Origin of the sequence: Haemophilus sp. HMSC066D02 (assembly GCF_001810545.1) — a bacterium.
Lineage (GTDB): Bacteria > Pseudomonadota > Gammaproteobacteria > Enterobacterales > Pasteurellaceae > Haemophilus_D.
This window is the reverse complement of sequence record NZ_KV801826.1, coordinates 1-26,037: the sequence shown is the minus strand read 5'-3', so window position 1 is coordinate 26,037 and position 26,037 is coordinate 1. Positions and strand designations below refer to the sequence as shown.

Sequence of the window (26,037 nt, the reverse complement as noted above, 5' to 3'; positions counted from 1 at the left end):
AAACGTCTAAAATTCTATTTTAGGCGTTTTTTTATAACCTAAATGATAAAAAGACAAACCATGCACCAAGCACAACAAATCTTTGATTATGCGGCTAATCAATATGCGACACAGCCGGAATATCTGTGGGAAAAATACCCCGAATATGCCATCTTGCGCCATGGTAATGCCAAAGGGAAATGGTATGCACTTATTGGCAAAATCAGAAAAACAAAGCTTGGCCTACAAGAAGAGGGAGAAACTGATTTTATCAATCTCAAATGTCCACCCGATATGGTGAATATTTTGAGACAATCACCTAATTTCTTGCCTGCCTACCACATGAACAAAACCCACTGGCTAACGATTGTGTTAGATCATGGCGTAGAAACCGAAGAAATCTTCAAATTGTTGGATTGGAGCTACGACTTAACAAAGTAGAAGAATTTAAAACACCTAAAAATCTCACCGCACTTTTGTCTTTCTTTACTTTAATCACAGTAGTAAGATAATAAATGAAAACCATTATCAAGATACAAGTGTTAGACTTGTTTCATTATAAGGAGATAACCATGACAATGAATAGACGTGATTTTTTAAGAATGAGTGCTGCACTTACCGCTGCAGGCATGTCGCCTTCTCTCTTTGCGGCAACAAAAGAACAATTTACCATTTATGGCGCACCCGCGATGCCAAGTGTAACCATTGCGGTGGCGGCAGCACAAGGTAAATTAGCCAAACAAGCGGATGTAGCATTAGAAATTTGGCGTTCGCCTGATCAGTTGCGTGCGGGTGTGGCAAGTGGACAATTTAAGGTGATGATGAGCCCAAGTAATGTCGGCGTGAATTTACGTAACCAAGGGCAACAAGTTGGCATGGTAAATATTCTCACCAATGGGATTACGCAGTTGATGTGTAAAAGTGGTGCTATTACTTCACCGCAAGAATTGGTGGGTAAAAAAATCCTTGTGCCATTTAAAAACGATATGCCTGACATCGTATTGCAAGCTTTACTGAAAAAACTGAATATTGATATTAATAAAGTGGATATCACCTATGCGGCAACACCAACTGAAGCGATTGGTTTGTTCCTACTGAAAGATTTCCATGCGGCCATCCTGCCGGAACCGATGGCGAGCGCCGTTGTGCAAAAAGCTAAAATTGTCGGTACAGAGATTGTACGTGGCTTTGATTTAGTGAAAGAATGGGGTCAAGCGTTTAACACGAAACCGCTTATTCCAATGGCGGGCATTATTGCTAACGAAGAATACTTCCACGCACACAAGGCAGAGTTTGATCTACTTCACCAAGATTTAAGTGATGCGTTAAACTGGATTATGGCTAACCGCAAAAGTGCGGCTGAAATTGGCGCTAATTATCTTCCTGCTCCAGAAGCCGCTATTGAAATGGGCTTAGACGGTGCACGCTTAACAGTAACCAAAGCCAGTGAACTGAAAAATGAAATCATGCAATTCTATGAAACCTTGATGGAGTTCAATCCAAAACTCTTAGGTGGTAAATTACCAGATGATAAATTCTTCTTGGCTTAATTTGAAACTGAATCACATAACATGATTAAAACTGACAAAATCCGTAAACCACAACCTGTCCTGTTTTACATCATCGACTATCTCTGGAGCGGCTTTACCGGCTTGAGTGTGGCGATGATGGTGGTTGCCTTGTGGGCTTGGGGCAGCTCAGTATTTGGTGAATTTATGCTGCCTGCTCCCGCGGATGTTTTTCAAAAAGCCCTTGAGCTGCTCGATCATTTCCAACAAAACGAAATCGGTATTTCGTTATGGCGTTCTGTGGTAGGTATTACCATTGCATTAGTCGCAGGCTTAGCCGCTGGGCTGATTGCGGGCAGCTTTAAAACCGCTATGGCATTGCTCAAACCTGTCATTACGATTTTGTTAGCCATGCCGCCAATCATTTGGGTCGTGATGGCATTATTTTGGTTTGGCTTTGGCAACCCAAGTGTGCTATTTACCATTATCGTATTAGTCGCCCCGCTAACCTTTGCCAGTGCTGCTATAGGCATGGCAAGTGTAAACAAACAACATGAAGAATTGTTTGATGCGTACAAGCTCGGATTGTGGAAAAAAATCCGCTATTTATATGTTCCCCATCTCACGGGCTATGTAATTTCCAGCATTGGCGTCTCGGTTGCGATGGGCGTAAAAGTGGTAATTATGGCAGAGCTTTTGGGTGCCAATGAGGGGGTGGGAGCACAGATTGCCGATGCCAGAGCCATGTTAGATACGTCAACGGTCATGGCTTATGTGCTGTTGGTGATTGTATTTGTTTCACTCTTTGAATATTTGATTACCAAGCCATTGGAAATCCTATTTATGCCGTGGAGAAGATAATGCTGAGTTTAAAAAATGTACGTTTTGAAATTCTCCGCGATCCCATCGTGCGCGATTTCAGTATGGATTTACAACCGGGCGAAGTGAAAACTTTATTCGGCCCAAGCGGTTGTGGTAAAACTACGGTACTGCGTTTAATTTCAGGTTTAGAAACACCAAAATCAGGCGAAATCCATAATACATTCCGCAAAACTGGGTTTCTATTTCAAGAAAATCGTCTATTAGAAAATCTCACTGCTATGCAGAATATCGCCATTTTTATGGATAATCCTAATGAAAATGAAATCATTGCGCTGGCAGAAAAGATCGGACTTTCTTCGGGTGATTTGAATAAATACCCGACCGAATTATCGGGTGGAATGGCAAAACGCGTGGCATTTTTGCGTCTATTACTATGCGGCTGTGATTTAGCCTTATTGGACGAACCTTTTGTTGGTTTGGATCGCGATTTACGTGATATTTTAGCCGCCATGTTAGTGGAAAAAATTGAGCAACAAGGCATGGCTTGCATTTTAGTGACGCACGATCGTTTTGAAGCAGCTCGATTAAGCCAAGAGATTATGCAGCTTTCTCCAAAAGGGATGGATGTGCAAAATGTGATTACCTTGCCAACACCATTATCCGAACGTAATTCAGCCTTTGAAGAAACCGTAGTCGCACGCGAATTTCAAGGAATCCATTACTATGAATAATTTCTTTACTCATCCAATGCGACCCTTTTTTGTTGGTGCCTCCATTCTTGCGATTGTTGGAGCCTTGAGCTTTTTCATCAGCCCCGATGATCTCATCCTACACCGCAAAATATTCTTAGAATTTATGCTGCCAGCCGCATACGGCGGCTTTCTGACGGCTTCCATGCTCGAATGGACAAATTACAAAGGTAATTTAAAACCTATTGCAACGATTTTAGCGATGCTCTTGCTTGCAGGATTGGTATTATTGCCATTTTCCCCGCAAACCGCCTCGTTTTTAGTGGCAGCTTATTGGCTCGCTTTGTTACTCTTTTGTGCTTGGCTGTTTTGGTTGGATCGCAATACCGACAATTTTACTTTACTGATGTTACTTGCTGCATTTACGGTTTGTCAGACGGCTTACGCCATGACTGATAGTCTGAAATTATTGCGGGCACAGGTGCATTTGAATATGGCGGCAGTGATGTTTGTATCAATTCGAGTCAGCATTCTATTAGGCGCAGAGGCACTGAAAGAAAGTATATTGAAAGATCCCGTATTTATCCCGAATGTCGTGTATAAAAATATCGCAATTACATTTTTATTACTTCATACCGCAGCAGAGCTTTGGTTGCCTGCACAAACAGCCGCTTTTACAGCCTTTGCCGTTGGCTTTATCTTGCTTGCCAAGTTACGCGAATTACATCATCACGAACTGCTACGCAAACATTACGTACGCACTTATTATTTCCTTCAACTGTTCGCCGCGATTGGCTATTTGTGGATTGGTATAAATAAATTAATTGATGAGCCTACCGCCGATCCATTACACATGGTGACACTCGGCGGCATTCTCGGCAGTATGATGATGATTTGGCTCACTGCGGGATTATGGCATAGTGGCTTTACGAAACTGGATTACCCAAAACTCTGTCGCCTTGCCGTGCTTTGTCTTTTCACGGCGGCGCTTTCCCGGACTTGTTTAATGTATGTGGACGAGCTGTTTTTTATCACGATTCCGGCTATTTTAATTGCCATTGTGTTTATACTGTATTTGGCCACCTTTGTGCCGATATTCCGAAACAATGCCTTTACGGATGATCCGGAGTAATGACCAATCCGCACATCAATGTGCGGATTTTTGATATTTTTTAGACCGCACTTAATAGGCTTTTAATTGGGCCATTGCTTTACAATCAGCAGCTTGATGATCATCTTCGGTAATTAAACTTTGTAGGAAATGTTTAATTTCAGTCAGTTCGGCAATTTTTTCTTCTACTGAAACCAAATGTTTTGCCAACATACTATCCACTTCACAATGTTGAGATTGCTGCGTTTTCATCTCATTAAAAAATTTAATTTCGGCCAAGCTAAAATCTAATGCTCGGCAGGTTTTAATAAATTTTAATTGCTTCAAACTGGCTTCATCATAATCTCGATAACCATTTGCCAGCCGTTTAGGCTCCGGCATCAAGCCCATTTTTTCATAATACCGAATCGTTTCTAAATGAATACCGCTTTGTTTGCTGAGTTCGTGAATCTTCATTTTTTTAAATCAAGCCTTGACCTTGTAGTTACTACGGACTTTATACTTTATCTCAAGTTAATTAAAGACACAATGAGGAACATTATGTCCGACCACCATTCCCATGAACATCATGAGCATTCATCTCATGAACATATTCCACAAGATAAAAAAATCTTAGCGCTCAGTTTTGCCATCATTACCGGCTTTATGGTCGTCGAATTTGTTGGCGGCTATTGGTTTAACAGTTTGGCTCTCATGGCTGATGCGGGTCACATGGCAAATGATGGCTTATCGTTATTTTTAGCCTTGTTAGCGTTGTTTCTATCCGCTCAAAAACAACGATACATTGCCCTACTTAATAGCGGCTCATTGATTGTTGTGGCATTGATGATTTTAGTTGAAGCCATTCAACGCTGGCAAAATCCCATCGAGATGATGGCATTACCGATGCTTGGTGTGGCATCTTTAGGATTATTGGTAAACCTTTTCGTTGCAAAGATGATGTTAAACAGCGATCATGATAATCTCAATATCAAAGCGGCTTATCTACATGTACTGACCGATTTATTCGGTTCCATTATTGCTATTCTTTCGGGTATCAGTGCCTATTTTCTGGGATGGTTATGGGTTGACCCATTGGCAAGTATGATACTAAGTGTGTTGGTATTAAAAAGTGGGATTGCTACGTTCCGCTTAGCATTAAAAAAGCAGTAAAAATGAAATGGAAATACTTATGCTTGATAGAATCGAACAAACCTTAGAAAAATTATATCGACACTATGGCGAGCAGAATTGGTGGAACGACAAAAATCGTTTATCCGATTGGGTTTCGATGATTTTAATTCAGCAAACGACTGCAAAAAATGCCATCAATGCGTTGCAGCAACTCGAGGATATTTTAACGCTGGAACAACTACTCACCGTGTCAGATGAAGAATTACAACAACGTATTCGCCCAGCTGGATTTTATAAACAGAAGAGTACTTATATTAAACATCAAATGAGATGGTTTGCGGAACAAGGCGGAGAGTTATCTGCCTTTAAAACAACACCAACGGAAACACTACGCAAACAGTTACTTTCTCTAAAAGGTGTGGGACAAGAAACTGCAGATGCGATGCTGCTCTATCTTTTTGAACGTAAAGTTTTTATCGCCGATCAATATGCCCTACGTCTCTTTAATCGTCTTGGTTTAAGCCAAGCACAAACTTATACGGCTTTACGCGCTGAATGTATGCCGCTAATGGAGCGTATTTCACTGAAAACTGCCCAAGAATGGCATGCAGTAATTGATGAACATGGTAAAGTGTTTCGACAAACACCTAACTTGGATGAAAGTTGGCTACGTTAAAAATGCATTGGAGAATCGCCCAACCTTAAACTGAGTTAGGTTTCCCAAAAGTGCGGTCAATTTTCAGCGATTATTTCAACTCGCCTCGTTCTACAATAATTCCGACATTACTTGCTTGAGCAACCGCTTTGGGTTTGCTTAATTTGAGGCGTAACCATGAAATCCCAAAACGTTGTTGTAATTGCTCTGCTACTTCATAAGCCACACGCTCAATCAATAAAAATGGCTTAGCTTGGGCATAATCTAAAATAAATTGACTCACTTCCGCATAATTGAGGCAGTATTGCACATCATCTGTTTCTGCGGCTTTTTGACAATCCCATGCCATTTCCAAATCAAAAACGAGCTTTTGTTTGATTTGTTGCTCCCAGTCATACACCCCAATTTGTGCGAAGACCACTAATTCTTCAATAAAAATACGATCCATCTCTCATTCCTGTAAAAATATAGTGGGCTTATGCTATCAAGTTTGGTTAAAATAACGAACAAGTTTTTCAAATACAATCAAGATTGTGGAGCACAAAATGAGCCTATTTGCCCTTTTTTATATGATTTTTGCTTATTTACTGGGTTCGATTTCCAGTGCAATTTTGATTTGTAAGGTAGCAGGCTTGCCTGACCCGCGAAAAAATGGCTCTCATAACCCTGGTGCGACCAATGTATTGCGTATTGGCGGACGTTGGGCGGCGCTTGCAGTATTAATTTGCGATATTTTAAAAGGAATGTTACCTGTTTGGGCGGGTTATTATTTAGGACTCACACAATTTGAATTAGGCATGGTTGCCTTGGGTGCGTGTTTAGGCCATATTTTCCCCATTTTCTTTCAATTTAAAGGCGGGAAAGGTGTAGCGACCGCATTCGGTGCCATTGCGCCCATCTCTTGGGGCGTCGCTGGTTCAACGCTTGGCACTTGGTTGTTAGTCTTCTTAATTAGTCGCTATTCCTCATTAAGTGCGGTTATCACTGCACTTCTTGTACCGTTTTATGTTTGGTGGCTTAAACCAGAATTTACCTTCCCCGTTGCCTTAGTTTGCTGTTTGCTGATTTATCGCCACCACGACAACATTCAGCGCTTATGGCGAGGCCAAGAAGATAAAATGTGGGGCAAATCCAAAAAGAAATAAATAAAAAAACCTGTCGATAATCGACAGGTTTTCTTTTTATCAAAACAGCTTAGAAATCAACCGCACTTTTAAGTTTTTTCAGTGCGTTTGCTTCAAGCTGACGAATACGTTCTGCAGACACATTATATTTTGCTGCAAGATCATGAAGGGTGGCTTTATCATCATCTAACCAACGTGCTTTGATAATATCTTGGCTACGTTCGTCAAGATTTGCTAAGGCTGTACCTAATTTTTCTGTTGCTTGTTCTTCAAAGTTTTCGCTTTCAAGTTCTGCCGCAAAGTTTGAGCTTTTATCTTCTAAATATAAAGAAGGTGCATAAGCTTCGTCATCATCGTCTGTTGGCAAATCAAAGCCGACATCAGCCCCTGTCATACGGGATTCCATTTCGATGACATCTTCTTTTGACACACCAAGCTCATTCGCCACCATATCCACTTCGTTTTCATTGAACCAACCTAAACGTTGTTTAGTTTTACGTAGGTTAAAGAACAATTTACGTTGTGCTTTCGTGGTAGCAACTTTCACAATACGCCAGTTGCGAAGGACATATTCATGGATTTCAGCTTTGATCCAATGCACCGCAAAAGATACAAGGCGAACACCCACTTCCGGATTAAAACGTTTTACCGCTTTCATTAATCCGATATTACCTTCTTGAATTAAATCTGCTTGCGGTAATCCATAACCTGAATAACCACGCGCAACATGAATAACAAAACGTAAGTGTGATAAAACTAATTTTTTCGCTGCTTCAATATCACCGTCATAATACAAACGTTCTGCTAAGCTTTTTTCTTCCTCTGCAGTTAGCATCGGATATTCGTTTGCTGCTCGAATATAACCTTCGATGCTACCTTGAGGAACTAACATCATTTGAGTTTCTTTATTCATTCTTCTCCTCACAGCATGCGGAGCGACGCCCCGACTCATTACTTATTTGTTATTGTATAACAACTGTTGTCATTATACCTCAATTTGTTTCATTTGACAGTTTTTAACGATTAAAAGTTCAAATTAATTACTGAAAATTTTCCAAATTAGTTTAATGGCACAAGTGAATAAACTACATCCTCTGCCACCACTTTAAACAATAAATCAATATTCGGGTGTTTTCCAGGATTTTGTTTCGCATCTTCAACGTGTTCAGCAAACCATTCAATGCCTTGTTGTGCAGAAGTGCGGTCTAATTTCCCGTTAAATTTTTCTGCTAACGCATGATAAAGACGAAGCGATCCAAGCTTGCCTGGTGCAGCAGGAATATGATGAATTACGGTTTCATCGTTTAATACATCTAAACCTGTTAGGTGATCAATGCTTGGTAAAGTCTCTAAAATGTCTTTAAAGTTCATAATTGCTTTCCCCTATAAATTAACTAATGGCTTGCTCTGAATTCACTTCACCCTTTTCGCCCATAAAGCGTACCTCTGGCTGTAAATACACACCAAATTTATCTGCCACGGTTTGACGGATATGATGTGCTAGCTTAACAACATCCTGCCCAGTGGCATTACCTTTATTAATCAGCACTAAAGCCTGCTGTTGATGAACCGCCGCGCCACCGATTTGAAAACCTTTTAAATAGCATTGATCAATTAACCAACCCGCTGCCAGTTTCACTGAACCATCCGGTTGAGGAAAGTGCGGTAGATTTTCGACCTGTTTTTGAATTTTCGCAAATTGCTCGGCGCTCACCACAGGATTTTTGAAGAAACTGCCCGCATTACCAAACTCTTTAGGATCGGGCAATTTACTACGGCGAATATGGCACACTTCATCAAAAACTTGTTTTGCCGTTACAGTTTGAGGATCAAAATTCACTAATGAGCCATATTTTAAAATTGGTTGCCAATTTTTGGCTAATTTCAATCCAACTGCTGTAATCACATAGCCTTGTGCATAGCGATGCTTAAAAATACTTTCACGATAACCAAATTCACATTCGTTCGCCTGTAAACGGAATTGTTCACCCGTGTTGAGATTCAATACATCCACATAATCACACACATCTTTAAATTCTACGCCATACGCACCAATATTTTGAATAGGAGCAGAACCAGCACAACCTGGAATGAGCGCAAGGTTTTCTAAACCATTAATTCCTTGCGAGAGTGACCATTCCACCAACTGGTGCCAATTTTCACCACCATTGACATGTAAATAATGGTAATCGTTATCTTCTGTATGTTGAATACCTGATAAACGGTTAACAATTATAACACCTTGGAAATCTTCTAAAAACAGCATGTTGCTGCCTTGGCCTAAAAATAAGACAGGTAGATTTTCAGCTTGTGCTTTTTGCCAAGCTTGTTGGATTTGTTCAATCGATGTAGCTTCAATGATTTCACGTGCATTTGCCGGAATATTGAAGGTGTGAAACGGTTGTAAACTTTGCATGAACTTTCCTTAAAAAAACGTGTGAGGGAGTGTGATTTTAACCATCGTACCACCTTGTTCCCCTTTTGAAATTGTAAGCTGAGCATTTAATTGGCGACTGCGTTCAGTCATGATATTTAAACCATAATGCCCTTCTGGCTCATCTAATGTCGGAATCCCGACACCATTATCTTGCACAAGAATTTCATATTCACCCTCGGCATTAATATGGGCTTTCACTTCAATCAGCGTGCCTTTTGAGTGTTTAATCGCATTTAACGTTGCCTCACGTACAATTTGTAGAACGTGCACTAATTCTTGTGGATTTAAACTTTGTGAGGGCAAACTACATTCTACGGTCATTTGCATCTTCGTTTGTGAACGCAAACTTTCGATAACTTGCTCCAAGGCAACCTGCAAGTTGGCTTCTTGTACCGTTAAACGGAATGTCGCCAATAATTCTCGTAATTGAGAATACCCATCTGATAAGGCTTGTTCAAATTCACCAATGATGGCAATACTTTTTTCTTTTGATTCCTCGTCTTCTTTCTTCAAATTATGCTTTAACAGCGTTAATTGAATTTGTAAGAAAGACAATACTTGTGCCAACGAGTCATGTAATTCCCGTGCAATAATTGACCGCTCTTCCATCAGCAAAAGTTGCTCTTGTTGGCGTTGCGTTTTGTGTGAATACAACGCTTTTGCCACCATTTGCCCTAAGTTTTTCATCATGCGAGGATCTGGACAAGGCAAACCTGCTTGCCATGAGAGCACTGCTAAGTTTTCATTTTCAATGGAAAGTTCTTCAACTTGAAGTGATTGTTTAGGATCTTTTTGACCAAAAGAAATTTCCCAATGTTCTGATCCGAAAATTTCTAACTCAATGTAGCGTAAATGTTCGCTGACACGAATATGATTGAGCACTTGACTGAGAATTTTATCATTAATCTTCGTGGGCGTAAGCAACTGCGAGCTTTGATAAAGCGTCGTTAAAGAGCGGTTAGTTTGGCGCAATTTTTGCGTTTTCTCATTAACGGCATCTTCTAAACGTGAATAAAGTCGCCCTAATTCCGATGACATTTGTGTAAACACTTTTGCCAAAACACCAAGCTCGTTACCACTTTCTGTATCAAGCTGGATATGTTTAAACTGCCCCATTTGCACTTGCATACTGGCTTTGGTCATCTGCTCTAAAGGCTTCACAACTTCGCGCTTCATATACCAAATGATATAAGACACCATCGCAAGGATCAATAGCATTGAAACACATAGCACAGAAACTGCACTAATCCATTTTTGTTCAGCAAAGCGTTGCAATTCCAACACGAAATCATCGACATCTTGTACATAACTTTTCAGTTCAGCATGATATTTTTCGATTTGATGTGCACGAGCGAAATCAGACATCACTGCCCAGCGTTTTAGAATTTTTTGATAGGATTCCCTCACCCCTGAAGGTGCAAAAAGCTGATTCTGCACAGAAAGCAAGGCCTCAGCATTGAGGCTACGTTGATAACGCACCAGATTCTGCTCAACCGTATCCGGCGAACGTTCCATTTCCGTTAATAGTCGATAACTTTGCATACGCAAAGAACCGGAGATATTAATGGCTTCCGCATCCGATTTATTACTGGCCATCACTAGCAAACTCAATGAGCTAATAATGCCCATGAAGATAATGACTACAAATAAATATTTAGCAATACGGGTAGAAACTGAACGTTTAGCGTACACGATAATTCTTCAAAATTGGGAAAATTGCTTATAGTTTAGCATAAAGTACGGTTGAAATTGGCTGATTTTTCACAAATAAAAAACATCGGCTTTCATACCGATGTTTTCAAAAACGTTAATTTTTTTGACCGCACTTAGCTTAATTCTTTGCCTTTTAATTCTGGTACTAAGAAGACCGTCGCTACCATGTCGATCACATAAATCACTGCTAAGAAAGCAATCGCAATACTGAATGAGTACGCAGAGACAATCGCGCCAACAACAACCGGTCCAAAACCACCTACGGCACGACCTAAGTTAAACAATACATTTTGTGCTGTTGCACGCGCTTCTGTCGGATAGGCTTCTGCCATTAACGCCCCATAACCGCCCATCATGCCGTTGACGAACATCCCCAAGAAGGCACCAGCCACCAACATAGCGGTTGGGTCAGTTAATTGAGAGTAAGTGATGATGCTGATCACAGCACCAAGTTGGAATAATAAGAAACTTGGTTTACGTCCGATTCTATCGGCTAAGCGACCAAAAATCCAAATCCCTGCCATCATGCCGCATACGGTCACCGCCGTCCATAAACCTGATTTCGTTAAACTAAAGCCAAGTTGTTTAGATAAAAAGTTTGGCATCCAAATCATAATGCCGTAGTAACCGAAGTTTTGTACGGAAGTTAACACTACTACACCTAGGCTCACTTTTGTGGTTGCTTTGTCTTTTACTAAGAGTTGGAAAGATTCCAATTTGGATATTTTTTGGGTAGAAAGTGCGGTCTGTTTTCGTGAGAAAATTTCAGGTTCGTGTAAACGGGTACGTAAATACCAGGCCACAAACGCTGGGAAGATACCAACAACGAACATACCGCGCCAGCCGATATGTGGAAGCAATACAGGGGTGAGTAACGCAGCCGCTAACACACCAACTTGCCAACCTAATGCTACGTAAGACGCGGCTTTTGCACGGTGTTTTGCGGGCCAAGCTTCAATGGCTAATGCCATACCGATACCAAATTCACCACCCAAACCGATACCCGCGATAGTGCGATAAATTAATAAATCCCAATAGCCTTGTGCGATTGCACATAAACCGGTAAATACGGCGAAGAGGACGATTGTCCAAGTCAGCACGCGTACACGCCCATAACGATCGCTTAATGCACCAAATACAATACCGCCCACCACTGCACCAATAAGTGTCCAGGTAACTAATGAGCCAGATTGTGCGGGAGTTAAATTAAGATCGGCCGAAATGGCACTAAGCATAAATCCAAGAATAAGAAGATCGAATCCGTCCATCGCATAGCCGACAGCTGATCCAACCAAGGCTTTCCAGCCATATTGATTGACGTTTGTCATGATTGAGGTTCCTTTTGCTACTCACGGGTAGCGTTTAAAGTGAAATGATGAGGAAAGAAATTTTCCGACGCGTAGTTTAGAGAAATTGACGGAATTTTGCAAGAATAAGAAAAGCAAAGTGCGGTTGATTTTATTCAAGTTTTTATTTTTTCAATAAAATTCGAATTAATAAGGCAATCGCAGCCGCATCATCCACTAAACCTAATGGACCAAGCACCGCTTCAGGCAAAATATCAATGGGACTGAACAAATAAATCAGAATGATGGCGATTTTAATTAACTTCGTTTTATTCATAGTCATTGGACGAAAAGAAAAAGATCAGGTAAATTCTACAACTTATCCGAATGGTGAATCATCACAAAACGTTCCCAAAGCTGCTCTTCGCTTTCTTGATGTTCAGGATCTGGCTTGATGCAGTTGGTAATCGGGCAAACTTTTTGGCAAGTTGGCGTGTCATAATGACCAACACATTCCGTACAAAGTACAGGATCGATCACATAGATCTCCTCGCCGATTGAAATTGCTTCATTCGGACATTCGGGGAGACACATATCGCAGTTTGTGCATTTATTTGTGATCAGTAACGCCATACCATTCCTTTATATGAGAAAGCGGCGAATTATAGCCGACAAAAGCAAAATTGACAAAATTTAAACAGGATTTTTATGAAAAAACAGGTTTCTACTCTTTCCCTTATTGCCCTTGCCGCATTTAGCATTTGGCAATATTTCACTGAACACAAAAAAGACACAAAACCCGCCCCAACAACCACACAACAACAAAGCCAAAGTGCGGTCAAAAATACCCAAGATTTGGGGAATTATGATGTCATCATGCGCGATGATGCCATTGGACAAAACAAAAATGCGCCTGTTGATTACTATATGTTGGCCTTATCTTGGTCACCTGCATTCTGTGAAAAACAACGTGCGCAATATGGCAATAATTTACCCGATTCAGCGCAATATCAATGTAGTACAAAAAATCAATTCGGCTGGGTAGTGCATGGCTTATGGCCACAAAATGCGAATGCGCGTTCTGTTACGGATCACCCTCGTTTTTGTAAGGGTGATTTAGCACCACTTCCAATTGAAACCCTCGAGCCTTACCTTTCAATCTCGCCAGGCGCAAAATTGTTGCAAGGCGAATGGGAAAAACACGGTAGCTGCGCTTTTGATTCAGCAGAAGCTTATTTCAAACAAGAGAAAGCATTATTTGAATCGCTTTCCTTGCCAAACGAACAATTAAGCCGTAAAGAATTATTTCAATGGATGAAGCAAAATAATCCGCAATTAAAAGGCGCTTATTTAGGGGCGAGCCATAATGAACTATTCATTTGTTACAATCGCCAATGGCAAGTAATCGATTGCCCTAAATAAGCATAATTCGCTTTTTTATTTGATCTACATCGTTACAACCTAGTAAGAACTAGGTATAATGTCCCCGTTTAATTTTAACTAACCCAAGAGGAAAGCTTATGTCAGTAATCAAAATGACCGACTTAGATTTAAAAGGTAAACGTGTATTTATTCGCGCAGACTTAAACGTACCGGTAAAAGATGGCAAAGTGACATCTGATGCGCGTATTCGTGCGACTATCCCGACGTTAAAACTGGCTTTAGAGAAAGGCGCAAAAGTGATGGTTACCTCTCACTTAGGTCGTCCAACTGAAGGTGAATTCAAACCTGAAGATTCTTTACAACCGGTTGTTGATTACTTAAAAGACGCAGGTTTCAATGTGCGTTTAGTGCAAGACTACTTAAACGGTGTGGATGTTAAAGAAGGCGAAATCGTTGTTTTAGAAAACGTACGTGTGAACAAAGGTGAGAAGAAAAACGATCCTGAATTAGGTAAAAAATATGCCGCACTTTGCGATGTATTCGTGATGGATGCATTCGGTACCGCTCACCGTGCGCAAGCGTCAACTTACGGTGTAGCAGAGTTTGCACCGGTTGCTTGTGCAGGTCCATTATTAGCGGCTGAGTTAGATGCATTAGGTAAAGCATTAAAAGAACCTGCTCGCCCAATGGTTGCGATCGTAGGCGGTTCAAAAGTTTCCACTAAATTAGAAGTATTAAACTCTCTTTCAAAAATTGCTGACCAAATCATCGTGGGCGGCGGTATTGCGAATACTTTCATCGCAGCAGCAGGCCACAATGTGGGTAAATCTTTATATGAAGCAGATTTAATCCCTGTAGCAAAAGAATTAGCAGCAAGCACTGACATTCCAGTACCTGTTGATGTACGTGTAGGTACTGAATTCTCTGAAACTGCACCTGCAACAGAAAAATCAGTGACCGAAGTGAAAGATGATGAATCTATCTTCGATATCGGTGACAAATCTGCTGAACAATTAGCTGAAATCATCAAAAATGCAAAAACTGTTTTATGGAATGGTCCAGTTGGCGTGTTTGAATTCCCTAACTTCCGTAAAGGGACTGAAATCATTTCTCACGCGATTGCAAACAGCGATGCATTCTCTATCGCTGGTGGTGGTGATACTTTAGCGGCTATCGATTTATTCGGTATTGCAGATAAAATCTCTTATATCTCTACCGGTGGCGGTGCATTCTTAGAATTCGTTGAAGGTAAAGTATTACCTGCAGTAGAAATTCTTGAAAAACGTGCGAACGGTTAATTAAATGGCTTCTATCCCCTCTGCACAGAGGGGATAAATATTGATTCTTCAAACGGAGGAATGAATCCTCCAAAACAAAAGGAAACACAACTATGGCTAAATTATTAGATATCGTAAAACCTGGCGTAGTAACAGGTGAAGATGTTCAAAAAATCTTTGCTTATGCCAAAGCAAACAACTTCGCAATTCCAGCAGTAAACTGCGTGGGCTCTGACTCCGTAAACGCTGTATTGGAAACCGCTGCACGTGTGAAAGCGCCAGTAATTATCCAATTCTCAAACGGTGGTGCAGCTTTCTACGCAGGTAAAGGTATCAAACCAACAAGCGGTGCACGTCCAGACGTTTTAGGTGCCATCGCAGGTGCGAAACACGTTCATACTTTAGCCAAAGAATACGGTGTTCCCGTTATTCTTCATACTGACCACGCGGCGAAAAAATTACTTCCATGGATCGATGGCTTACTTGAAGCGGGTGAAAAACACTTTGCAGAAACTGGTCGTCCATTATTCTCTTCTCACATGCTTGATTTATCTGAAGAACCAATGGAAGAAAACATGGCAATCTGCCGTGAATACCTTGCTCGTATGGACAAGTTAGGTATGACCCTTGAAATCGAAATCGGTATTACCGGTGGCGAAGAAGACGGTGTAGATAACTCAGATGTCGATGAATCTCGCTTATACACTCAACCATCTGATGTGCTTTATGTTTACGACCAATTAAACCCAGTAAGCCCTAACTTTACCGTTGCAGCAGCATTCGGTAACGTACACGGTGTTTACAAACCAGGTAACGTAAAATTAAAACCATCTATTTTAGGTGCATCACAAGAGTTCGTTGCAAAAGAACGCAATCTTCCTGCTAAACCAATCAACTTCGTCTTCCACGGTGGCTCAGGTTCTAGCCGCGAAGAAATCCGCGAAGCAATTAGCTATGGTGCAATCAAAATGAATATCGATACTGATACTCAATGGGCTGCATGGAATGGTATTTTAAACTTCTATAAAGCAAATGAAGCTTATCTTCAAGGTCAATTAGGTAACCCTGAAGGTCCTGATGCACCAAACAAAAAATACTACGACCCACGTGTTTGGTTACGTAAAATGGAAGAATCAATGTCTAAACGCTTAGAGCAATCTTTCGAAGACTTAAACTGCGTTGATGTTTTATAATCCATAAAAATAGACTAAAATAAGACCGCACTTTCTCGTGCGGTTTTTTATTTAACAAGAGAAAATATGAAAAAGATTTTAGTCATTCGTAACGATAAATTGGGCGATTTTGTTCAGGCGTTTCCGGCATTTGCGATGTTGAAAGCCTCAAATCCTGAGCTAAAACTGACCGCACTTGTGCCAGCTTATACAGCCCCATTGGCTCAAATTTGCCCCTATTTAGATGATGTCATCATTGATAGTGCCAAGAACGACAAAGCGGATTTTAATCGTCTTGTTAAAGAAATCAAAGAGCAGCAATTTGATGGCATGATTAGCTTCTTTTCCAATACCCATAACGGTAAATTAGCATGGAAAAGTGGGATTCCTTATCGTCTTGCACCCGCAACAAAATGGGTGCAAATACTTTATAACCATCGTTTAACACAACGCCGTTCACGCTCAGAAAAATCTGAAGCAGAGTACAATCAAGATCTTGCTCGTGCATTCTTAAAGAAACATAACATGCCGATTGTGGAACCCAAACCACCTTACCTTTCACTTCCTGAAAGTGCGGTTAAAAATCAACGTGTTTTTCTTCAAGAACAATTCGGTTTATCGCCAGATAAAAAATGGGTATTTGTGCATAGCGGAACAGGTGGTTCAGCAACAAGTCTTTCGTTGACACAATATGCTCAATTGATACAAGGTTTGTTAAGCGAATTTGATTGCCAGATTATCTTAACAGCAGGACCTGGTGAAAGTGAAAAAGCCCATGAGTTAGCGGCAAAAATCGACAGCCCAAATGTGGTTGTTTACGATAAGAATAAAGGATTAGTTGATTTTGCACACTCTCTGGCTTGTGCGGATTTATTCATTGCAGGCTCTACTGGACCATTGCATTTAAGCAGTGCATTCAATGTGCCAACAATCGGATTCTATCCAAACAGTCGCTCATCTCAGCCTCGTCGTTGGAAACCGATTAACAATGTAGATAAACATCTTGCTTTCTGTCCACCAAAAGGGAAAGACGAAATGAACTTAGGCTTAATTTCTATTGATGATGCCTTAGTGGAGATTATCCCCTTCGTGCGGAAGATGTGGCAAGCGAGCAATTGAGTTTAAGCATAACTGCACAATCCAACCTATTGCGGCGGCAAAAACAACAGTACCAATTCCAACTGTGCCGCCGAGAATATAACCCAACACACAAACCGACACTTCAAGGCTTGTTCTCACAATCCCCACTTTTAAATGAAGGCGTTGACAAAGCCCCACCATTAAACCATCCCGTGGGCCTGCGCCTTGATGACAGGTTAAATACAATGCCGTCCCTAGTCCATAAAGCAAAAGCCCAATTCCACCGAATAAAATTCGGCTAAAAAGTGCGGTTGGTTCTGGCACAATTTTCGTGGTTAAGCCAAGGAAAAAGGCAATCACAATAATATTCAGAATGGTGCCCAGTCCAAGCCTTAATTTGAGGGGAATCCAGGCTAACATCACCAAACAGCTAATCCAAAATGATGACCAACCGATACTCACTTTAGCTTGTAATGCCACACCTTGAGAAAGCACAGTCCAAGGTGAAGAGCCCAAATTAGCGAGCACAATTAAGCCATCTCCTATGCCCAGTATTGCCAATGCAAATAAGAGCATCGACATCGTTTTACCTTCGACTGACCATAGCGATTTGGCTGCCCAACTGGTGTGAGGAATCACCCGTGCTTTTTTCATATTATTCCTGTTTATGTTTAACGCCGACATCATAATGGGAAACCCAATAAAACCCAAACATTTTAACGTCATATGATATAACCGAATTGACTGATAAATATCATAAATGTGATGCAGATCACATTGTCAAAATTGTCATCACTCATTCACTGACTTAAAATAAGCTACCCTTTTTAATCAGGACATTATTATGCTTGCATCTCTTCAAGATATTTTGGATACCGTAAAATCCAACACGCTCACCTATCAACAAAAACTCATGTGTTTAGGCAATATTGCCGAGCGATTATTTGACCCTCGTGAATTATTAGGCTACACGGATGAAGAATGGCAATTCCTTCAAAATCAAATGATCTGTGATTTAAATGAAGGCTATGCGATTTATCGCCCGCGTTATATTTTGCCAGATTACAATGTGTATATTAAAAAAGGCTGTGAATTCCTTGAATTGCCAGCACCAAAAAATCTTGATGAAGCATTAGATGGCTTATTGATTTTATATTCCCATGTGCCATCAATTACCACATTCCCGGTTTACATTGGGCGTTTAGACATGCTACTTGACCCGTTTATTACCGATGAAGAACAAGACTACATCAAAATTAAACGTTTCTTAAATCATGTGGATAAAACCGTGCCAGATTCATTCTGCCATGCCAATATTGGGCCTTATGACACCAAAGCAGGACGTTTGATTTTAAAAGCAGTTATTGAGCTAGAAGCACCAACACCCAATATGACCATTCGTTACGATAAGAGTAAAACAAGTCGTGAATTTGCAGAATTAGCAGCAAAAGCCTGTTTATTAGTTTCTAAACCGTCTTTTGCCAATGATGCTTACTACATTTCTGACCTAGGCGAACAATATGGTATTGCAAGCTGCTATAACGCACTGCCTGAATGCGGCGGAGCTTATACCCTCACGCGTTTGCGCTTAGGTACTATCGCGCGCGCCTGTAAAACAGTGGATGAAATGGTCAATGAACTTTTACCTCGCGTAGCAAAATGTGCGCTCTCCACTATGGATAAACGCCATAAATTTGTCGTGGAAGAAAGTAACTTCTTCAATACCTCATTCCTCGAAAAAGAAGGTTTTATCAAACGCACTAATTTTACGGGAATGTTTGCCATTGTTGGTCTCGCAGATGCGGCAAATCATTTATTGCAACAAGAAGGATTAAATGAAACCTTTGGTAAAAGCCAACGCGGTGATGAAATTGCGACCTTAATTATGGATAAATTGAAAGAAGTCACGGATAACCATGAAGGCGTGTATGCTGAACGCACGGGCAACCGTTATTTATTACATGCGCAAGTGGGTGCAAGCAATCATGAAGAAGATAAACGTAATGCGCCTGCACATCGCATTCGTGTGGGTGAAGAACCAACATTATTAGCTCATTTAAAACAATCAGCACCATTCCATAAGTATTTCCCATCAGGTACGGGAGATTTGTTTGCCTTTGACCAAACCTATGTGGATCATTTAGGTGCCGTCGTTGATATTATCGATGGTTCATTTTCGCAAGGTTACCGCTATATCACCACTTACCTTAAAAATACTGATTTAATTCGTGTAACGGGTTATTTGGTGAAGAAAAGCGAAGTGGAAAAATACCGTAAAGGTGAAGTAGCATTGCGTGATACCACTTGGTATGGTTCGGGTACCGATGATTGTGCACAAGTCTTTGACCGTCAATTACGCGATGAACAAGATGTAAGTGCCAGCTAGAAAAAAGTGCAGTCGAAAAATTCTTTGTTTTTTGACCGCACTTATTCTTTTTCTGACTTTTCTAAAATCGCTTTGTGCTCTCGAATCAATGCCATAAACGGCTGTCCAAAGCGTTCTAATTTGATCGCCCCTACGCCATTAATTTGTAACATTTCAATATTACTTGTAGGCATATATTGCGCCATTTCCTGCAACGTCGCATCGTTAAAGACAATATACGGCGGAATATTTTCTTTATCCGCAAGTTGCTTCCGTAAGAAACGCAAACGAGCAAACAGATCTTTATCGTAATTTGCCACCGTATTTTTATGAGACGTATGCACAATTTTATTAATGGATGAAATGCGCGGCATCGCCAATTCAAGCGGCACTTCGCCTTTTAAAACAGGGCGAGCGCTTTCTGTGAGCTGAAGCGTTGCACTATTAAACTCACCGAGCACTTGTTGAATAAAACCAAGATGAATCAGTTGACGAATGACAGATTGCCAATGTTCTTTGCTTTTATCTTTGCCAATACCATAAACACTTAGCTTATCATGTTGGCGCTCCACAATTTTTTGGCTATGCATCCCTCGCAATACGGCAATCACATATTGCACACCGAAACATTGTCCCACACGATAAATCGTCGACATCACTTTTTGCGCATCAATTAAGCCATCATATTTCTTTGGCGGGTCAAGACAAATATCGCAATTTTGACAAGGCGTTTGACGATATTCACCAAAATAATTGAGTAACACTAAACGGCGGCAAGTCTGACTTTCCGCAAATTCACCTATGGCTTCCAATTTATGTTGCTCAATTTGACGTTGTGGCGTCTCTGGTTTCTCAAGCAAAATTTTCTGCAACCAAGCATAATCAGCCGGTTCGTAGAAAAGCACCGCTTCCGCAGGTAAATCATCTCGCCCCGCGCGACCAGTTTCTTGATAATATGATTCAATGCTTCTCGGCAAATCAAAATGGGCAACAAAACGTACGTTAGATTTATTAATCCCCATGCCAAACGCAATCGTCGCAACCACAACTTGGACATTGTCTCGTTGGAAATCTTGCTGAACACGTTCACGTAGTGCAGTTTCCATTCCCGCATGATACGCTGCAGCCGACACGCCTTTATTTCGTAAAGTTTCGGCTATACGTTCTACTTTCGAACGACTATTGCAATACACAATGCCACTTTTGCCTTTTTGAGCTAAGACAAAACGTGTAAGCTGCTCCATCGGCTTAAATTTTTCTTCCAACGTATAACGAATATTCGGACGGTCAAAACTGCCAATGTATTTATGAGGATTGTCTAATTTAAGATGAGTGAGAATATCCTGTCTCGTCGCGTAATCCGCTGTTGCCGTTAATGCCATAATTGGCGCATTTGGAAATGCCGCTTTTAAGCCACCAAGTTGGGTATATTCAGGACGAAAATCATGCCCCCATTGCGAAATACAGTGTGCTTCATCAATGGCGATAAAGGAAATTTGAGCATAAGAAATCAGCTGAAAAAAGCTGTTTGTCATCACTTTTTCAGGTGAAACATATAATAATTTTAATTGACCTGAAATCAGCTTATTTTCAACTTGCTGTTGTTGTTCTGGCGTCTGACTAGAGTTTAGAAAATCGGCTTCAATGCCGTTTGCTTGGAGTTGATCCACCTGATCTTTCATTAAAGAAATCAAAGGCGAAATCACTAATGTGAGACCTGGAAAACAAAGTGCTGGAATTTGATAACACAAGGATTTACCATTTCCTGTGGCCATCACCACTAAGGCATCCTGACCGCTTAACGCAGCATGAATCACTTCTTCCTGCCCTTTGCGGAAAGATTGGTAACCAAAAACAGACCGCAACGTATGAAGTGCAGTCGTTTTCAAGTCTGTTTTTTGCGGGGCATGTTCCGCGAGTTCGGCCATTAGAATGTTACCGTTTCTCCGTGAGCGGCAACCGCCTCGGTTAAACAATCCCAAAAGCGTTTGCCATCATTTGCCACCCAATCATTGTTTTTATAGGCAAAATGAAAACCACCCAAGCGGCTCGCAAGCCAAAGCTCAAGAAGGGGTTCTTGTTTATTAATCACGATTTGTGAGCGGTCATCAAATGTGATCGTGAATACCGAACCTTGCGTTTCGCAATCCACATCACAACCTTGATTCTCTAACGTTTCTTCAATTTTTTGCCAAACCTGTTCAATATTTTGGTGAAATTCTGCAACATTCATAAAATTTTCCGATTAAATCTGATAGAATGCCGTGAATTATAAAGCCTTTCGCCTCGTTGGCAAAGGCAGATTTTACTTATTAAAGAGATTGAAAAATGAAAAAATTACTTTCTATTTTGTTATTAGGTGCATTCTGCACTTTGGCTACAGGTTGCGGTGTAAAAGGACCATTATATTTTCCTGAAAAAGAACAGCCGCAAAGCACGCAAAAAACACAATAAAAACTGACCGCACTTAAAGGATTTGTCATGGATTTTTTCCAATATAAAAACGAGCAACTTTATGTTGAAGATTTGCCCGTCAAACAACTCGCTGAAGAATTCGGCACACCGCTTTATATTTATTCTCGTGCCACACTTGAACGCCATTGGCATGCCTTTGATTCTGCTTTAGGAAAGCATCCACACTTGATTTGTTATGCCGTTAAAGCCAATTCCAATATTGGTATCTTGAATGTCATGGCGAAGTTAGGATCAGGCTTTGATATCGTTTCGCAAGGCGAATTAGAACGCGTATTGGCAGCTGGCGGAGAGGCATCAAAAGTTGTTTTTTCCGGTGTAGCAAAATCTCGCGCAGAAATTATGCGAGCATTAGAAGTAGGCATTCGTTGTTTTAATGTGGAATCTGTTGCGGAATTACACCATATCAACCAAATTGCGGGTGAAATGGGTAAAGTAGCCCCTATTTCTTTACGCGTGAACCCCGATGTTGATGCCCATACTCACCCTTACATTTCTACGGGATTAAAGGAAAATAAATTTGGTGTGAGCGTAGATGAAGCACGTGAAGTCTATAAATTAGCTGCAACCTTACCTCATGTAAAAATTACGGGTATGGATTGCCATATTGGCTCTCAGCTGACTGAATTACAACCCTTCTTAGATGCAACTGATCGCCTCATTCGTTTAATGGAACAATTAAAAGAAGATGGCATCACGTTAAAACACTTAGATCTCGGCGGTGGTTTAGGCGTAACTTATACTGATGAAACACCTCCACATCCAAGTTATTATGCCACTGCGTTACTAAATAAATTAAAAGATTATGAAGATCTCGAAATTATTTTAGAACCAGGTCGAGCGATCGCGGCGAATGCGGGGATTTTAGTAGCTAAAGTTCAATACCTAAAAAGTAATGAAAGCCGCAACTTCGCGATTACCGATACCGGCATGAACGATATGATTCGCCCTGCACTCTATGAAGCTTATATGAACATCATTGAAATTGACCGCACTTTAGGGCGTGAAAAAGCCGTTTATGATGTTGTTGGCCCGGTATGCGAAACCTCTGACTTCCTAGGTAAACAGCGTGAGCTCGCTATTGCTGAAGGGGATTATATTGCTCAACGTTCTGCTGGTGCTTATGGTGCAAGTATGTCCTCAAACTACAATTCTCGTCCACGTACGGCTGAAGTGTTAGTGGATGGAAACAAAGCTCATTTAATTCGTCGCAGAGAAAATCTCAGTGAATTATGGGCACTAGAAAGTATTGCAAAATAAATAAAAAGAAAAACGGTCAAGATATAAGTCTTGACCGTTTTTGTATGACTAAATAATTCGAGAGAATTGTTGTCGTTTTGCCGCTGCTCTTGAATAGGTATCAAAGCATAAGCAAATATTACGGATTAATAATCGACCTTTAGGCGAAACTTGTAAACCTGTTTCTGTTTCAGAAATTAATCCATCTTCAAGTAATGGCTGTAATAACTGTAAATCTTCAGCAAAGTGCTCTTTGAAATCAATATTATATTGTTTTTCAATTGGTGCAAAATCAAGCTTAAAGTTACAAATCAATTGCTTAATCACATCACGGCGTAAGCAATCTTCTTCTGTCATCACTAAGCCTTTATGCAGTGCAATACCTGAATTTTCTACATCATGATAATAATGCTTTAATTCTTTTTGGTTTTGAGCATATGTATCGCCTAATAAACTAATGGCTGATACACCTAAACCGAGCAAATCACATTCTTCTTGCGTGGTATAGCCTTGGAAATTTCGGTGTAATACACCTTTCTCTTGAGCAATTGCTAATTCATCATCTGGTTTAGCAAAGTGATCCATACCGATAAACTTATAGCCTGCATTGCCTAAGGTTTCGATCGTTTTCTGTAAGATTTCTAATTTTGTTTCCGGTGCCGGTAATTGATCTTCTTTAATTTTTGCTTGTCCCGCAAATCGACTTGGTAAATGAGCATAGTTAAAGATACTTAAACGATCTGGATTCAATTCGATCACTTTATGTAATGTGAACATAAAACTTTCTACATTTTGAAGTGGCAATCCATAAATTAAATCAAGATTAGTAGATTGGAAACCTAACTCACGAGCACGAACAAGTAATGCATTCACAAACTCTTCATCTTGGTCACGGTTTACCGCTTTTTGAACCGCTTTATTGAAATCTTGTACACCCATACTGATTCGGTTAAAACCAATATTGCGTAAATGATCAAGCATATCGAGTTCAATTTCGCGTGGGTCCATTTCAATACTGACTTCTGCATTATCCGCAATCGTAAAATGGTCTTTAAGCATCTTCATCAAACGAGCAGATTGTTCTTCTGTCAAATAAGTCGGTGTACCGCCGCCCCAATGCACTTGAGTCGCAACACGATTTTTGAATAATTCTGAACGCGCTTTGATTTCTTTTTCAAGGTAATCAAGATAAATATCCGCCTTATGTTGATGACGAGTAATCACCTTATTACAGCCACAGAAATAGCAAAGTTTGTGACAAAACGGAATGTGCACGTAAAGGGAAAGTGGTCTTTCCGGATAACGATTAGCCGCTGCAATAAAATCTTCGTTTGTGTAACTTTCATTAAATTCTAATGCAGTTGGATAAGATGTATAACGAGGTCCTGATTGGTTATATTTTTGAATTAACGCAAGATCCCAAATAATTTCAGACATTAAGCTTCCCCAAATTTCTCTACGTCATTTAAAAACTGACGTAACTCCAACATAATTTCTTCTTCAAATTTTGCTTCTGCACTTTCTCGCTCAAGATCGAGTTTCATTCTTTCTTTTTTTAACAATGCTTTCCGAGCTTCATGCGTAGGCATTTCTTTTACAATATTATAAAGTGCATACATCGCTTGATATGGCTGTAAAGATTGTCCAAAAGGGAGTAAAAGCATTGATAAACGAATCACCCCTTCTGAATGGTTGCAATCTCCATTTTGCATCGCTTTAGCGATAATTACTATACTCTCTTTTAGGCGTTTTGTACGCGCTATTTTAGCCTGTTTAATGAGTGTGTTTTGATGGCGTAACTTCCTAAGTAATTTGAAAGCATAAAATGATACGCCAGCAATAATTCCCAAAGCAATGATACTTAAAATAATCGGCCACATGACAATTATCTGAACTGGTTGATATCAATTTTCTCGAAGGTTCGATAGAGGTCATCCTCTGTTTCTTCTTCATCTTGAATACCCAATTCTTCCATTAACTGAGCAATACGATCTAAGCATTCATCCACAAATTGTTGATCGGCTTTACTAATCGTTTTACCTTCATCTAAGGCATCCAACAATTCATTTAGAATTTCATTATTTTCTAAGCGTTCTAATTCAACTTCAGGCGCAAGTTTTTTCGGCTCTTTTACTGCTGGAATTGTCATCCCTTTCTCAGGTTTATTTACAAATTCAACAACCAGTGGAACCTTTTTACGACTGCCAATACGCGGATCTTTTTGTTCAACGACTTGATTATGCTTATTTTGCTCAGCGTTACTGTGACGAGAACCCGATGCTAAACCTTTATGTTTACGTTTTTTCTTATCTTCTCTTGCCTTAGCATCTAATTCATAACGTGTTAATTTCTTACCTGATAGCTTCGGTGCTTCAGGTTTCTTATCTGATTTACGAATTGGCATAATATCGCTAATTTTACGACTTTTCTTTTTACGAGCCATTTGTGTTATTTATCCTATAAAAAATTTTGGTGATTGTACCATTCCACCTATATTTTCTCATTAAAAGATTTAAACATCTTTTAATAAAACTCTTCTGATGTTGACCGCACTTTTAGTTTATTAAACTCCAATCTAAAAACAAAAACCCCAAGCCATTCAGCTCGGGGTT

Annotated in this window: 30 protein-coding genes; 15 read left to right on the top strand and 15 right to left on the bottom strand. The window is 40.3% G+C overall.

All coding sequences use genetic code 11. The annotated features are described in order from the left end of the window. Positions 1–60 precede the first annotated feature (60 nt). The 5 genes from HMPREF2750_RS08615 to HMPREF2750_RS08595 all read left to right on the top strand — a co-directional run bounded on the left by HMPREF2750_RS08615 (position 61) and on the right by HMPREF2750_RS08595 (position 4,130). The gene (locus tag HMPREF2750_RS08615; protein ID WP_070583462.1) at positions 61–420 is read left to right on the top strand and encodes an MmcQ/YjbR family DNA-binding protein; all 360 of its coding nucleotides are present in this window, start codon (positions 61–63) and stop codon (positions 418–420) included. A 131-nt stretch (positions 421–551) separates the two neighbouring features. Further along, on the top strand, positions 552–1,529 hold the full coding sequence (locus HMPREF2750_RS08610) for an ABC transporter substrate-binding protein (RefSeq protein ID WP_070583461.1): 978 nt from the start codon (positions 552–554) through the stop codon (positions 1,527–1,529). A gap of 21 nt (positions 1,530–1,550) precedes the next feature. Next, positions 1,551–2,348 (top strand): ABC transporter permease, encoded by a 798-nt coding sequence (locus tag HMPREF2750_RS08605; RefSeq protein WP_070583459.1) that lies wholly within the window; start codon positions 1,551–1,553, stop codon positions 2,346–2,348. Then, complete coding sequence (locus tag HMPREF2750_RS08600; protein WP_186821585.1) at positions 2,348–3,040, top strand: ATP-binding cassette domain-containing protein; 693 nt, start codon at positions 2,348–2,350, stop codon at positions 3,038–3,040. Before HMPREF2750_RS08605 ends, HMPREF2750_RS08600 begins: the two co-directional genes overlap by 1 nt. Beyond that, a complete protein-coding gene (locus tag HMPREF2750_RS08595) occupies positions 3,033–4,130 on the top strand; it encodes an NnrS family protein (RefSeq protein ID WP_070583458.1) in 1,098 nt (365 codons plus the stop codon). The genes HMPREF2750_RS08600 and HMPREF2750_RS08595 overlap by 8 nt, the downstream gene beginning before the upstream one ends. Before the next feature lie 51 nt (positions 4,131–4,181). On the opposite strand, the gene HMPREF2750_RS08590 is transcribed toward HMPREF2750_RS08595, so the two are convergent. Next, positions 4,182–4,565 (bottom strand): MerR family transcriptional regulator, encoded by a 384-nt coding sequence (locus HMPREF2750_RS08590; protein WP_049356170.1) that lies wholly within the window; start codon positions 4,563–4,565, stop codon positions 4,182–4,184. Positions 4,566–4,649: 84 nt separating this feature from the next. On the opposite strand from HMPREF2750_RS08590, the gene HMPREF2750_RS08585 reads away from it, so the two are divergent. Beyond that, positions 4,650–5,261 (top strand): cation diffusion facilitator family transporter, encoded by a 612-nt coding sequence (locus HMPREF2750_RS08585; protein WP_070583456.1) that lies wholly within the window; start codon positions 4,650–4,652, stop codon positions 5,259–5,261. A gap of 19 nt (positions 5,262–5,280) precedes the next feature. Continuing rightward, positions 5,281–5,898, top strand: coding sequence for an endonuclease III domain-containing protein (locus HMPREF2750_RS08580; RefSeq protein ID WP_070583454.1), 618 nt, complete (start codon positions 5,281–5,283; stop codon positions 5,896–5,898). Between the two features lie 70 nt (positions 5,899–5,968). On the opposite strand, the gene folB is transcribed toward HMPREF2750_RS08580, so the two are convergent. After that, a complete protein-coding gene (gene folB, locus HMPREF2750_RS08575; RefSeq protein ID WP_065244670.1) occupies positions 5,969–6,325 on the bottom strand; it encodes a dihydroneopterin aldolase in 357 nt (118 codons plus the stop codon). A gap of 97 nt (positions 6,326–6,422) precedes the next feature. Between folB and plsY the strand changes: the two genes are divergently transcribed. Continuing rightward, a complete protein-coding gene (plsY, locus tag HMPREF2750_RS08570) occupies positions 6,423–7,022 on the top strand; it encodes a glycerol-3-phosphate 1-O-acyltransferase PlsY (RefSeq protein ID WP_014064698.1) in 600 nt (199 codons plus the stop codon). Positions 7,023–7,071: 49 nt separating this feature from the next. On the opposite strand, the gene rpoH is transcribed toward plsY, so the two are convergent. The 7 genes from rpoH to HMPREF2750_RS08535 all read right to left on the bottom strand — a co-directional run bounded on the left by rpoH (position 7,072) and on the right by HMPREF2750_RS08535 (position 13,070). Further along, positions 7,072–7,914, bottom strand: coding sequence for an RNA polymerase sigma factor RpoH (gene rpoH / locus HMPREF2750_RS08565; protein WP_049368696.1), 843 nt, complete (start codon positions 7,912–7,914; stop codon positions 7,072–7,074). Between the two features lie 146 nt (positions 7,915–8,060). After that, positions 8,061–8,372, bottom strand: a complete 312-nt coding sequence (locus HMPREF2750_RS08560) for a DUF2322 family protein (RefSeq protein ID WP_049368697.1) — start codon at positions 8,370–8,372, stop codon at positions 8,061–8,063. Between the two features lie 19 nt (positions 8,373–8,391). Then, positions 8,392–9,417, bottom strand: coding sequence for a UDP-N-acetylmuramate dehydrogenase (gene murB / locus HMPREF2750_RS08555; protein WP_070583452.1), 1,026 nt, complete (start codon positions 9,415–9,417; stop codon positions 8,392–8,394). 9 nt (positions 9,418–9,426) lie between these two features. Beyond that, on the bottom strand, positions 9,427–11,130 hold the full coding sequence (gene narQ, locus HMPREF2750_RS08550) for a nitrate/nitrite two-component system sensor histidine kinase NarQ (protein ID WP_070583451.1): 1,704 nt from the start codon (positions 11,128–11,130) through the stop codon (positions 9,427–9,429). A gap of 134 nt (positions 11,131–11,264) precedes the next feature. Continuing rightward, positions 11,265–12,479 carry an MFS transporter gene (locus tag HMPREF2750_RS08545; protein ID WP_070583449.1) on the bottom strand — a complete coding sequence of 405 codons (1,215 nt, stop codon included), beginning with the start codon at positions 12,477–12,479 and terminating at the stop codon, positions 11,265–11,267. 142 nt (positions 12,480–12,621) lie between these two features. Continuing rightward, positions 12,622–12,774 (bottom strand): DUF1232 domain-containing protein, encoded by a 153-nt coding sequence (locus tag HMPREF2750_RS08540; protein ID WP_005696968.1) that lies wholly within the window; start codon positions 12,772–12,774, stop codon positions 12,622–12,624. A 35-nt stretch (positions 12,775–12,809) separates the two neighbouring features. Continuing rightward, the gene (locus HMPREF2750_RS08535; protein ID WP_014064693.1) at positions 12,810–13,070 is read right to left on the bottom strand and encodes a YfhL family 4Fe-4S dicluster ferredoxin; all 261 of its coding nucleotides are present in this window, start codon (positions 13,068–13,070) and stop codon (positions 12,810–12,812) included. Positions 13,071–13,145: 75 nt separating this feature from the next. Between HMPREF2750_RS08535 and HMPREF2750_RS08530 the strand changes: the two genes are divergently transcribed. From HMPREF2750_RS08530 to HMPREF2750_RS08515, 4 genes are all read left to right on the top strand, one after another. After that, a complete protein-coding gene (locus tag HMPREF2750_RS08530) occupies positions 13,146–13,859 on the top strand; it encodes a ribonuclease T2 family protein (RefSeq protein WP_070583447.1) in 714 nt (237 codons plus the stop codon). Positions 13,860–13,957: 98 nt separating this feature from the next. After that, positions 13,958–15,118: a phosphoglycerate kinase gene (pgk, locus tag HMPREF2750_RS08525; RefSeq protein WP_005696971.1), complete on the top strand. Its 1,161-nt coding sequence runs from the start codon at positions 13,958–13,960 to the stop codon at positions 15,116–15,118. 92 nt (positions 15,119–15,210) lie between these two features. After that, positions 15,211–16,290: a class II fructose-bisphosphate aldolase gene (fbaA, locus tag HMPREF2750_RS08520; RefSeq protein WP_005699675.1), complete on the top strand. Its 1,080-nt coding sequence runs from the start codon at positions 15,211–15,213 to the stop codon at positions 16,288–16,290. A 66-nt stretch (positions 16,291–16,356) separates the two neighbouring features. Continuing rightward, positions 16,357–17,388 carry a glycosyltransferase family 9 protein gene (locus HMPREF2750_RS08515; RefSeq protein ID WP_070583445.1) on the top strand — a complete coding sequence of 344 codons (1,032 nt, stop codon included), beginning with the start codon at positions 16,357–16,359 and terminating at the stop codon, positions 17,386–17,388. Here the strand turns inward: HMPREF2750_RS08515 and HMPREF2750_RS08510 are convergent. Continuing rightward, a complete protein-coding gene (locus tag HMPREF2750_RS08510; protein WP_041918219.1) occupies positions 17,338–18,003 on the bottom strand; it encodes a membrane protein YczE in 666 nt (221 codons plus the stop codon). The genes HMPREF2750_RS08515 and HMPREF2750_RS08510 overlap by 51 nt on opposite strands. A gap of 190 nt (positions 18,004–18,193) precedes the next feature. On the opposite strand from HMPREF2750_RS08510, the gene HMPREF2750_RS08505 reads away from it, so the two are divergent. Beyond that, a complete protein-coding gene (locus HMPREF2750_RS08505; RefSeq protein WP_070583443.1) occupies positions 18,194–19,735 on the top strand; it encodes a YjjI family glycine radical enzyme in 1,542 nt (513 codons plus the stop codon). Positions 19,736–19,776: 41 nt separating this feature from the next. Here HMPREF2750_RS08505 and recQ read toward each other — a convergent pair whose 3' ends face one another. Together recQ and cyaY are read right to left on the bottom strand one after the other, a co-directional pair. Then, a complete protein-coding gene (gene recQ, locus HMPREF2750_RS08500; protein WP_070583441.1) occupies positions 19,777–21,642 on the bottom strand; it encodes a DNA helicase RecQ in 1,866 nt (621 codons plus the stop codon). Next, entirely contained in the window at positions 21,642–21,947 is a 306-nt protein-coding gene (gene cyaY, locus HMPREF2750_RS08495; protein WP_070583440.1) for an iron donor protein CyaY, read from the bottom strand. Before cyaY ends, recQ begins: the two co-directional genes overlap by 1 nt. A 95-nt stretch (positions 21,948–22,042) precedes the next feature. Here cyaY and lptM point away from each other — a divergent pair, with 95 nt between their 5' ends. Together lptM and lysA are read left to right on the top strand one after the other, a co-directional pair. Next, positions 22,043–22,168, top strand: coding sequence for an LPS translocon maturation chaperone LptM (lptM, locus tag HMPREF2750_RS10105; RefSeq protein WP_080970246.1), 126 nt, complete (start codon positions 22,043–22,045; stop codon positions 22,166–22,168). A 27-nt stretch (positions 22,169–22,195) separates the two neighbouring features. Continuing rightward, complete coding sequence (gene lysA / locus HMPREF2750_RS08490; RefSeq protein ID WP_070583438.1) at positions 22,196–23,446, top strand: diaminopimelate decarboxylase; 1,251 nt, start codon at positions 22,196–22,198, stop codon at positions 23,444–23,446. A gap of 48 nt (positions 23,447–23,494) precedes the next feature. Here the strand turns inward: lysA and hemN are convergent, their stop codons facing one another. Genes hemN through yihI form a run of 3 tightly spaced genes read right to left on the bottom strand, consistent with a single transcriptional unit; the run spans position 23,495 to position 25,868 of the window. Continuing rightward, on the bottom strand, positions 23,495–24,862 hold the full coding sequence (gene hemN, locus HMPREF2750_RS08485; RefSeq protein WP_070583435.1) for an oxygen-independent coproporphyrinogen III oxidase: 1,368 nt from the start codon (positions 24,860–24,862) through the stop codon (positions 23,495–23,497). Continuing rightward, a complete protein-coding gene (locus HMPREF2750_RS08480; RefSeq protein WP_070583433.1) occupies positions 24,862–25,305 on the bottom strand; it encodes a DUF2489 domain-containing protein in 444 nt (147 codons plus the stop codon). The genes hemN and HMPREF2750_RS08480 overlap by 1 nt, the downstream gene beginning before the upstream one ends. A gap of 5 nt (positions 25,306–25,310) precedes the next feature. Further along, positions 25,311–25,868 carry a Der GTPase-activating protein YihI gene (gene yihI / locus HMPREF2750_RS08475; protein ID WP_070583432.1) on the bottom strand — a complete coding sequence of 186 codons (558 nt, stop codon included), beginning with the start codon at positions 25,866–25,868 and terminating at the stop codon, positions 25,311–25,313. Positions 25,869–26,037 lie beyond the last annotated feature (169 nt).

What these genes read in the sequence shown, in the direction of transcription:
- HMPREF2750_RS08615 (WP_070583462.1), top strand. Translation starts at nt 61, where the DNA reads ATGCACCAAGCACAACAAATCTTTGATTATGCGGCTAATCAATATGCG.
- HMPREF2750_RS08610 (WP_070583461.1), top strand. Translation starts at nt 552, where the DNA reads ATGACAATGAATAGACGTGATTTTTTAAGAATGAGTGCTGCACTTACC.
- HMPREF2750_RS08605 (WP_070583459.1), top strand. Translation starts at nt 1,551, where the DNA reads ATGATTAAAACTGACAAAATCCGTAAACCACAACCTGTCCTGTTTTAC.
- HMPREF2750_RS08600 (WP_186821585.1), top strand. Translation starts at nt 2,348, where the DNA reads ATGCTGAGTTTAAAAAATGTACGTTTTGAAATTCTCCGCGATCCCATC.
- HMPREF2750_RS08595 (WP_070583458.1), top strand. Translation starts at nt 3,033, where the DNA reads ATGAATAATTTCTTTACTCATCCAATGCGACCCTTTTTTGTTGGTGCC.
- HMPREF2750_RS08590 (WP_049356170.1), bottom strand. Translation starts at nt 4,565, where the DNA reads ATGAAGATTCACGAACTCAGCAAACAAAGCGGTATTCATTTAGAAACG.
- HMPREF2750_RS08585 (WP_070583456.1), top strand. Translation starts at nt 4,650, where the DNA reads ATGTCCGACCACCATTCCCATGAACATCATGAGCATTCATCTCATGAA.
- HMPREF2750_RS08580 (WP_070583454.1), top strand. Translation starts at nt 5,281, where the DNA reads ATGCTTGATAGAATCGAACAAACCTTAGAAAAATTATATCGACACTAT.
- folB (WP_065244670.1), bottom strand. Translation starts at nt 6,325, where the DNA reads ATGGATCGTATTTTTATTGAAGAATTAGTGGTCTTCGCACAAATTGGG.
- plsY (WP_014064698.1), top strand. Translation starts at nt 6,423, where the DNA reads ATGAGCCTATTTGCCCTTTTTTATATGATTTTTGCTTATTTACTGGGT.
- rpoH (WP_049368696.1), bottom strand. Translation starts at nt 7,914, where the DNA reads ATGAATAAAGAAACTCAAATGATGTTAGTTCCTCAAGGTAGCATCGAA.
- HMPREF2750_RS08560 (WP_049368697.1), bottom strand. Translation starts at nt 8,372, where the DNA reads ATGAACTTTAAAGACATTTTAGAGACTTTACCAAGCATTGATCACCTA.
- murB (WP_070583452.1), bottom strand. Translation starts at nt 9,417, where the DNA reads ATGCAAAGTTTACAACCGTTTCACACCTTCAATATTCCGGCAAATGCA.
- HMPREF2750_RS08545 (WP_070583449.1), bottom strand. Translation starts at nt 12,479, where the DNA reads ATGACAAACGTCAATCAATATGGCTGGAAAGCCTTGGTTGGATCAGCT.
- HMPREF2750_RS08540 (WP_005696968.1), bottom strand. Translation starts at nt 12,774, where the DNA reads ATGAATAAAACGAAGTTAATTAAAATCGCCATCATTCTGATTTATTTG.
- HMPREF2750_RS08535 (WP_014064693.1), bottom strand. Translation starts at nt 13,070, where the DNA reads ATGGCGTTACTGATCACAAATAAATGCACAAACTGCGATATGTGTCTC.
- HMPREF2750_RS08530 (WP_070583447.1), top strand. Translation starts at nt 13,146, where the DNA reads ATGAAAAAACAGGTTTCTACTCTTTCCCTTATTGCCCTTGCCGCATTT.
- pgk (WP_005696971.1), top strand. Translation starts at nt 13,958, where the DNA reads ATGTCAGTAATCAAAATGACCGACTTAGATTTAAAAGGTAAACGTGTA.
- fbaA (WP_005699675.1), top strand. Translation starts at nt 15,211, where the DNA reads ATGGCTAAATTATTAGATATCGTAAAACCTGGCGTAGTAACAGGTGAA.
- HMPREF2750_RS08515 (WP_070583445.1), top strand. Translation starts at nt 16,357, where the DNA reads ATGAAAAAGATTTTAGTCATTCGTAACGATAAATTGGGCGATTTTGTT.
- HMPREF2750_RS08510 (WP_041918219.1), bottom strand. Translation starts at nt 18,003, where the DNA reads ATGAAAAAAGCACGGGTGATTCCTCACACCAGTTGGGCAGCCAAATCG.
- HMPREF2750_RS08505 (WP_070583443.1), top strand. Translation starts at nt 18,194, where the DNA reads ATGCTTGCATCTCTTCAAGATATTTTGGATACCGTAAAATCCAACACG.
- recQ (WP_070583441.1), bottom strand. Translation starts at nt 21,642, where the DNA reads ATGGCCGAACTCGCGGAACATGCCCCGCAAAAAACAGACTTGAAAACG.
- cyaY (WP_070583440.1), bottom strand. Translation starts at nt 21,947, where the DNA reads ATGAATGTTGCAGAATTTCACCAAAATATTGAACAGGTTTGGCAAAAA.
- lptM (WP_080970246.1), top strand. Translation starts at nt 22,043, where the DNA reads ATGAAAAAATTACTTTCTATTTTGTTATTAGGTGCATTCTGCACTTTG.
- lysA (WP_070583438.1), top strand. Translation starts at nt 22,196, where the DNA reads ATGGATTTTTTCCAATATAAAAACGAGCAACTTTATGTTGAAGATTTG.
- hemN (WP_070583435.1), bottom strand. Translation starts at nt 24,862, where the DNA reads ATGTCTGAAATTATTTGGGATCTTGCGTTAATTCAAAAATATAACCAA.
- HMPREF2750_RS08480 (WP_070583433.1), bottom strand. Translation starts at nt 25,305, where the DNA reads ATGTGGCCGATTATTTTAAGTATCATTGCTTTGGGAATTATTGCTGGC.
- yihI (WP_070583432.1), bottom strand. Translation starts at nt 25,868, where the DNA reads ATGGCTCGTAAAAAGAAAAGTCGTAAAATTAGCGATATTATGCCAATT.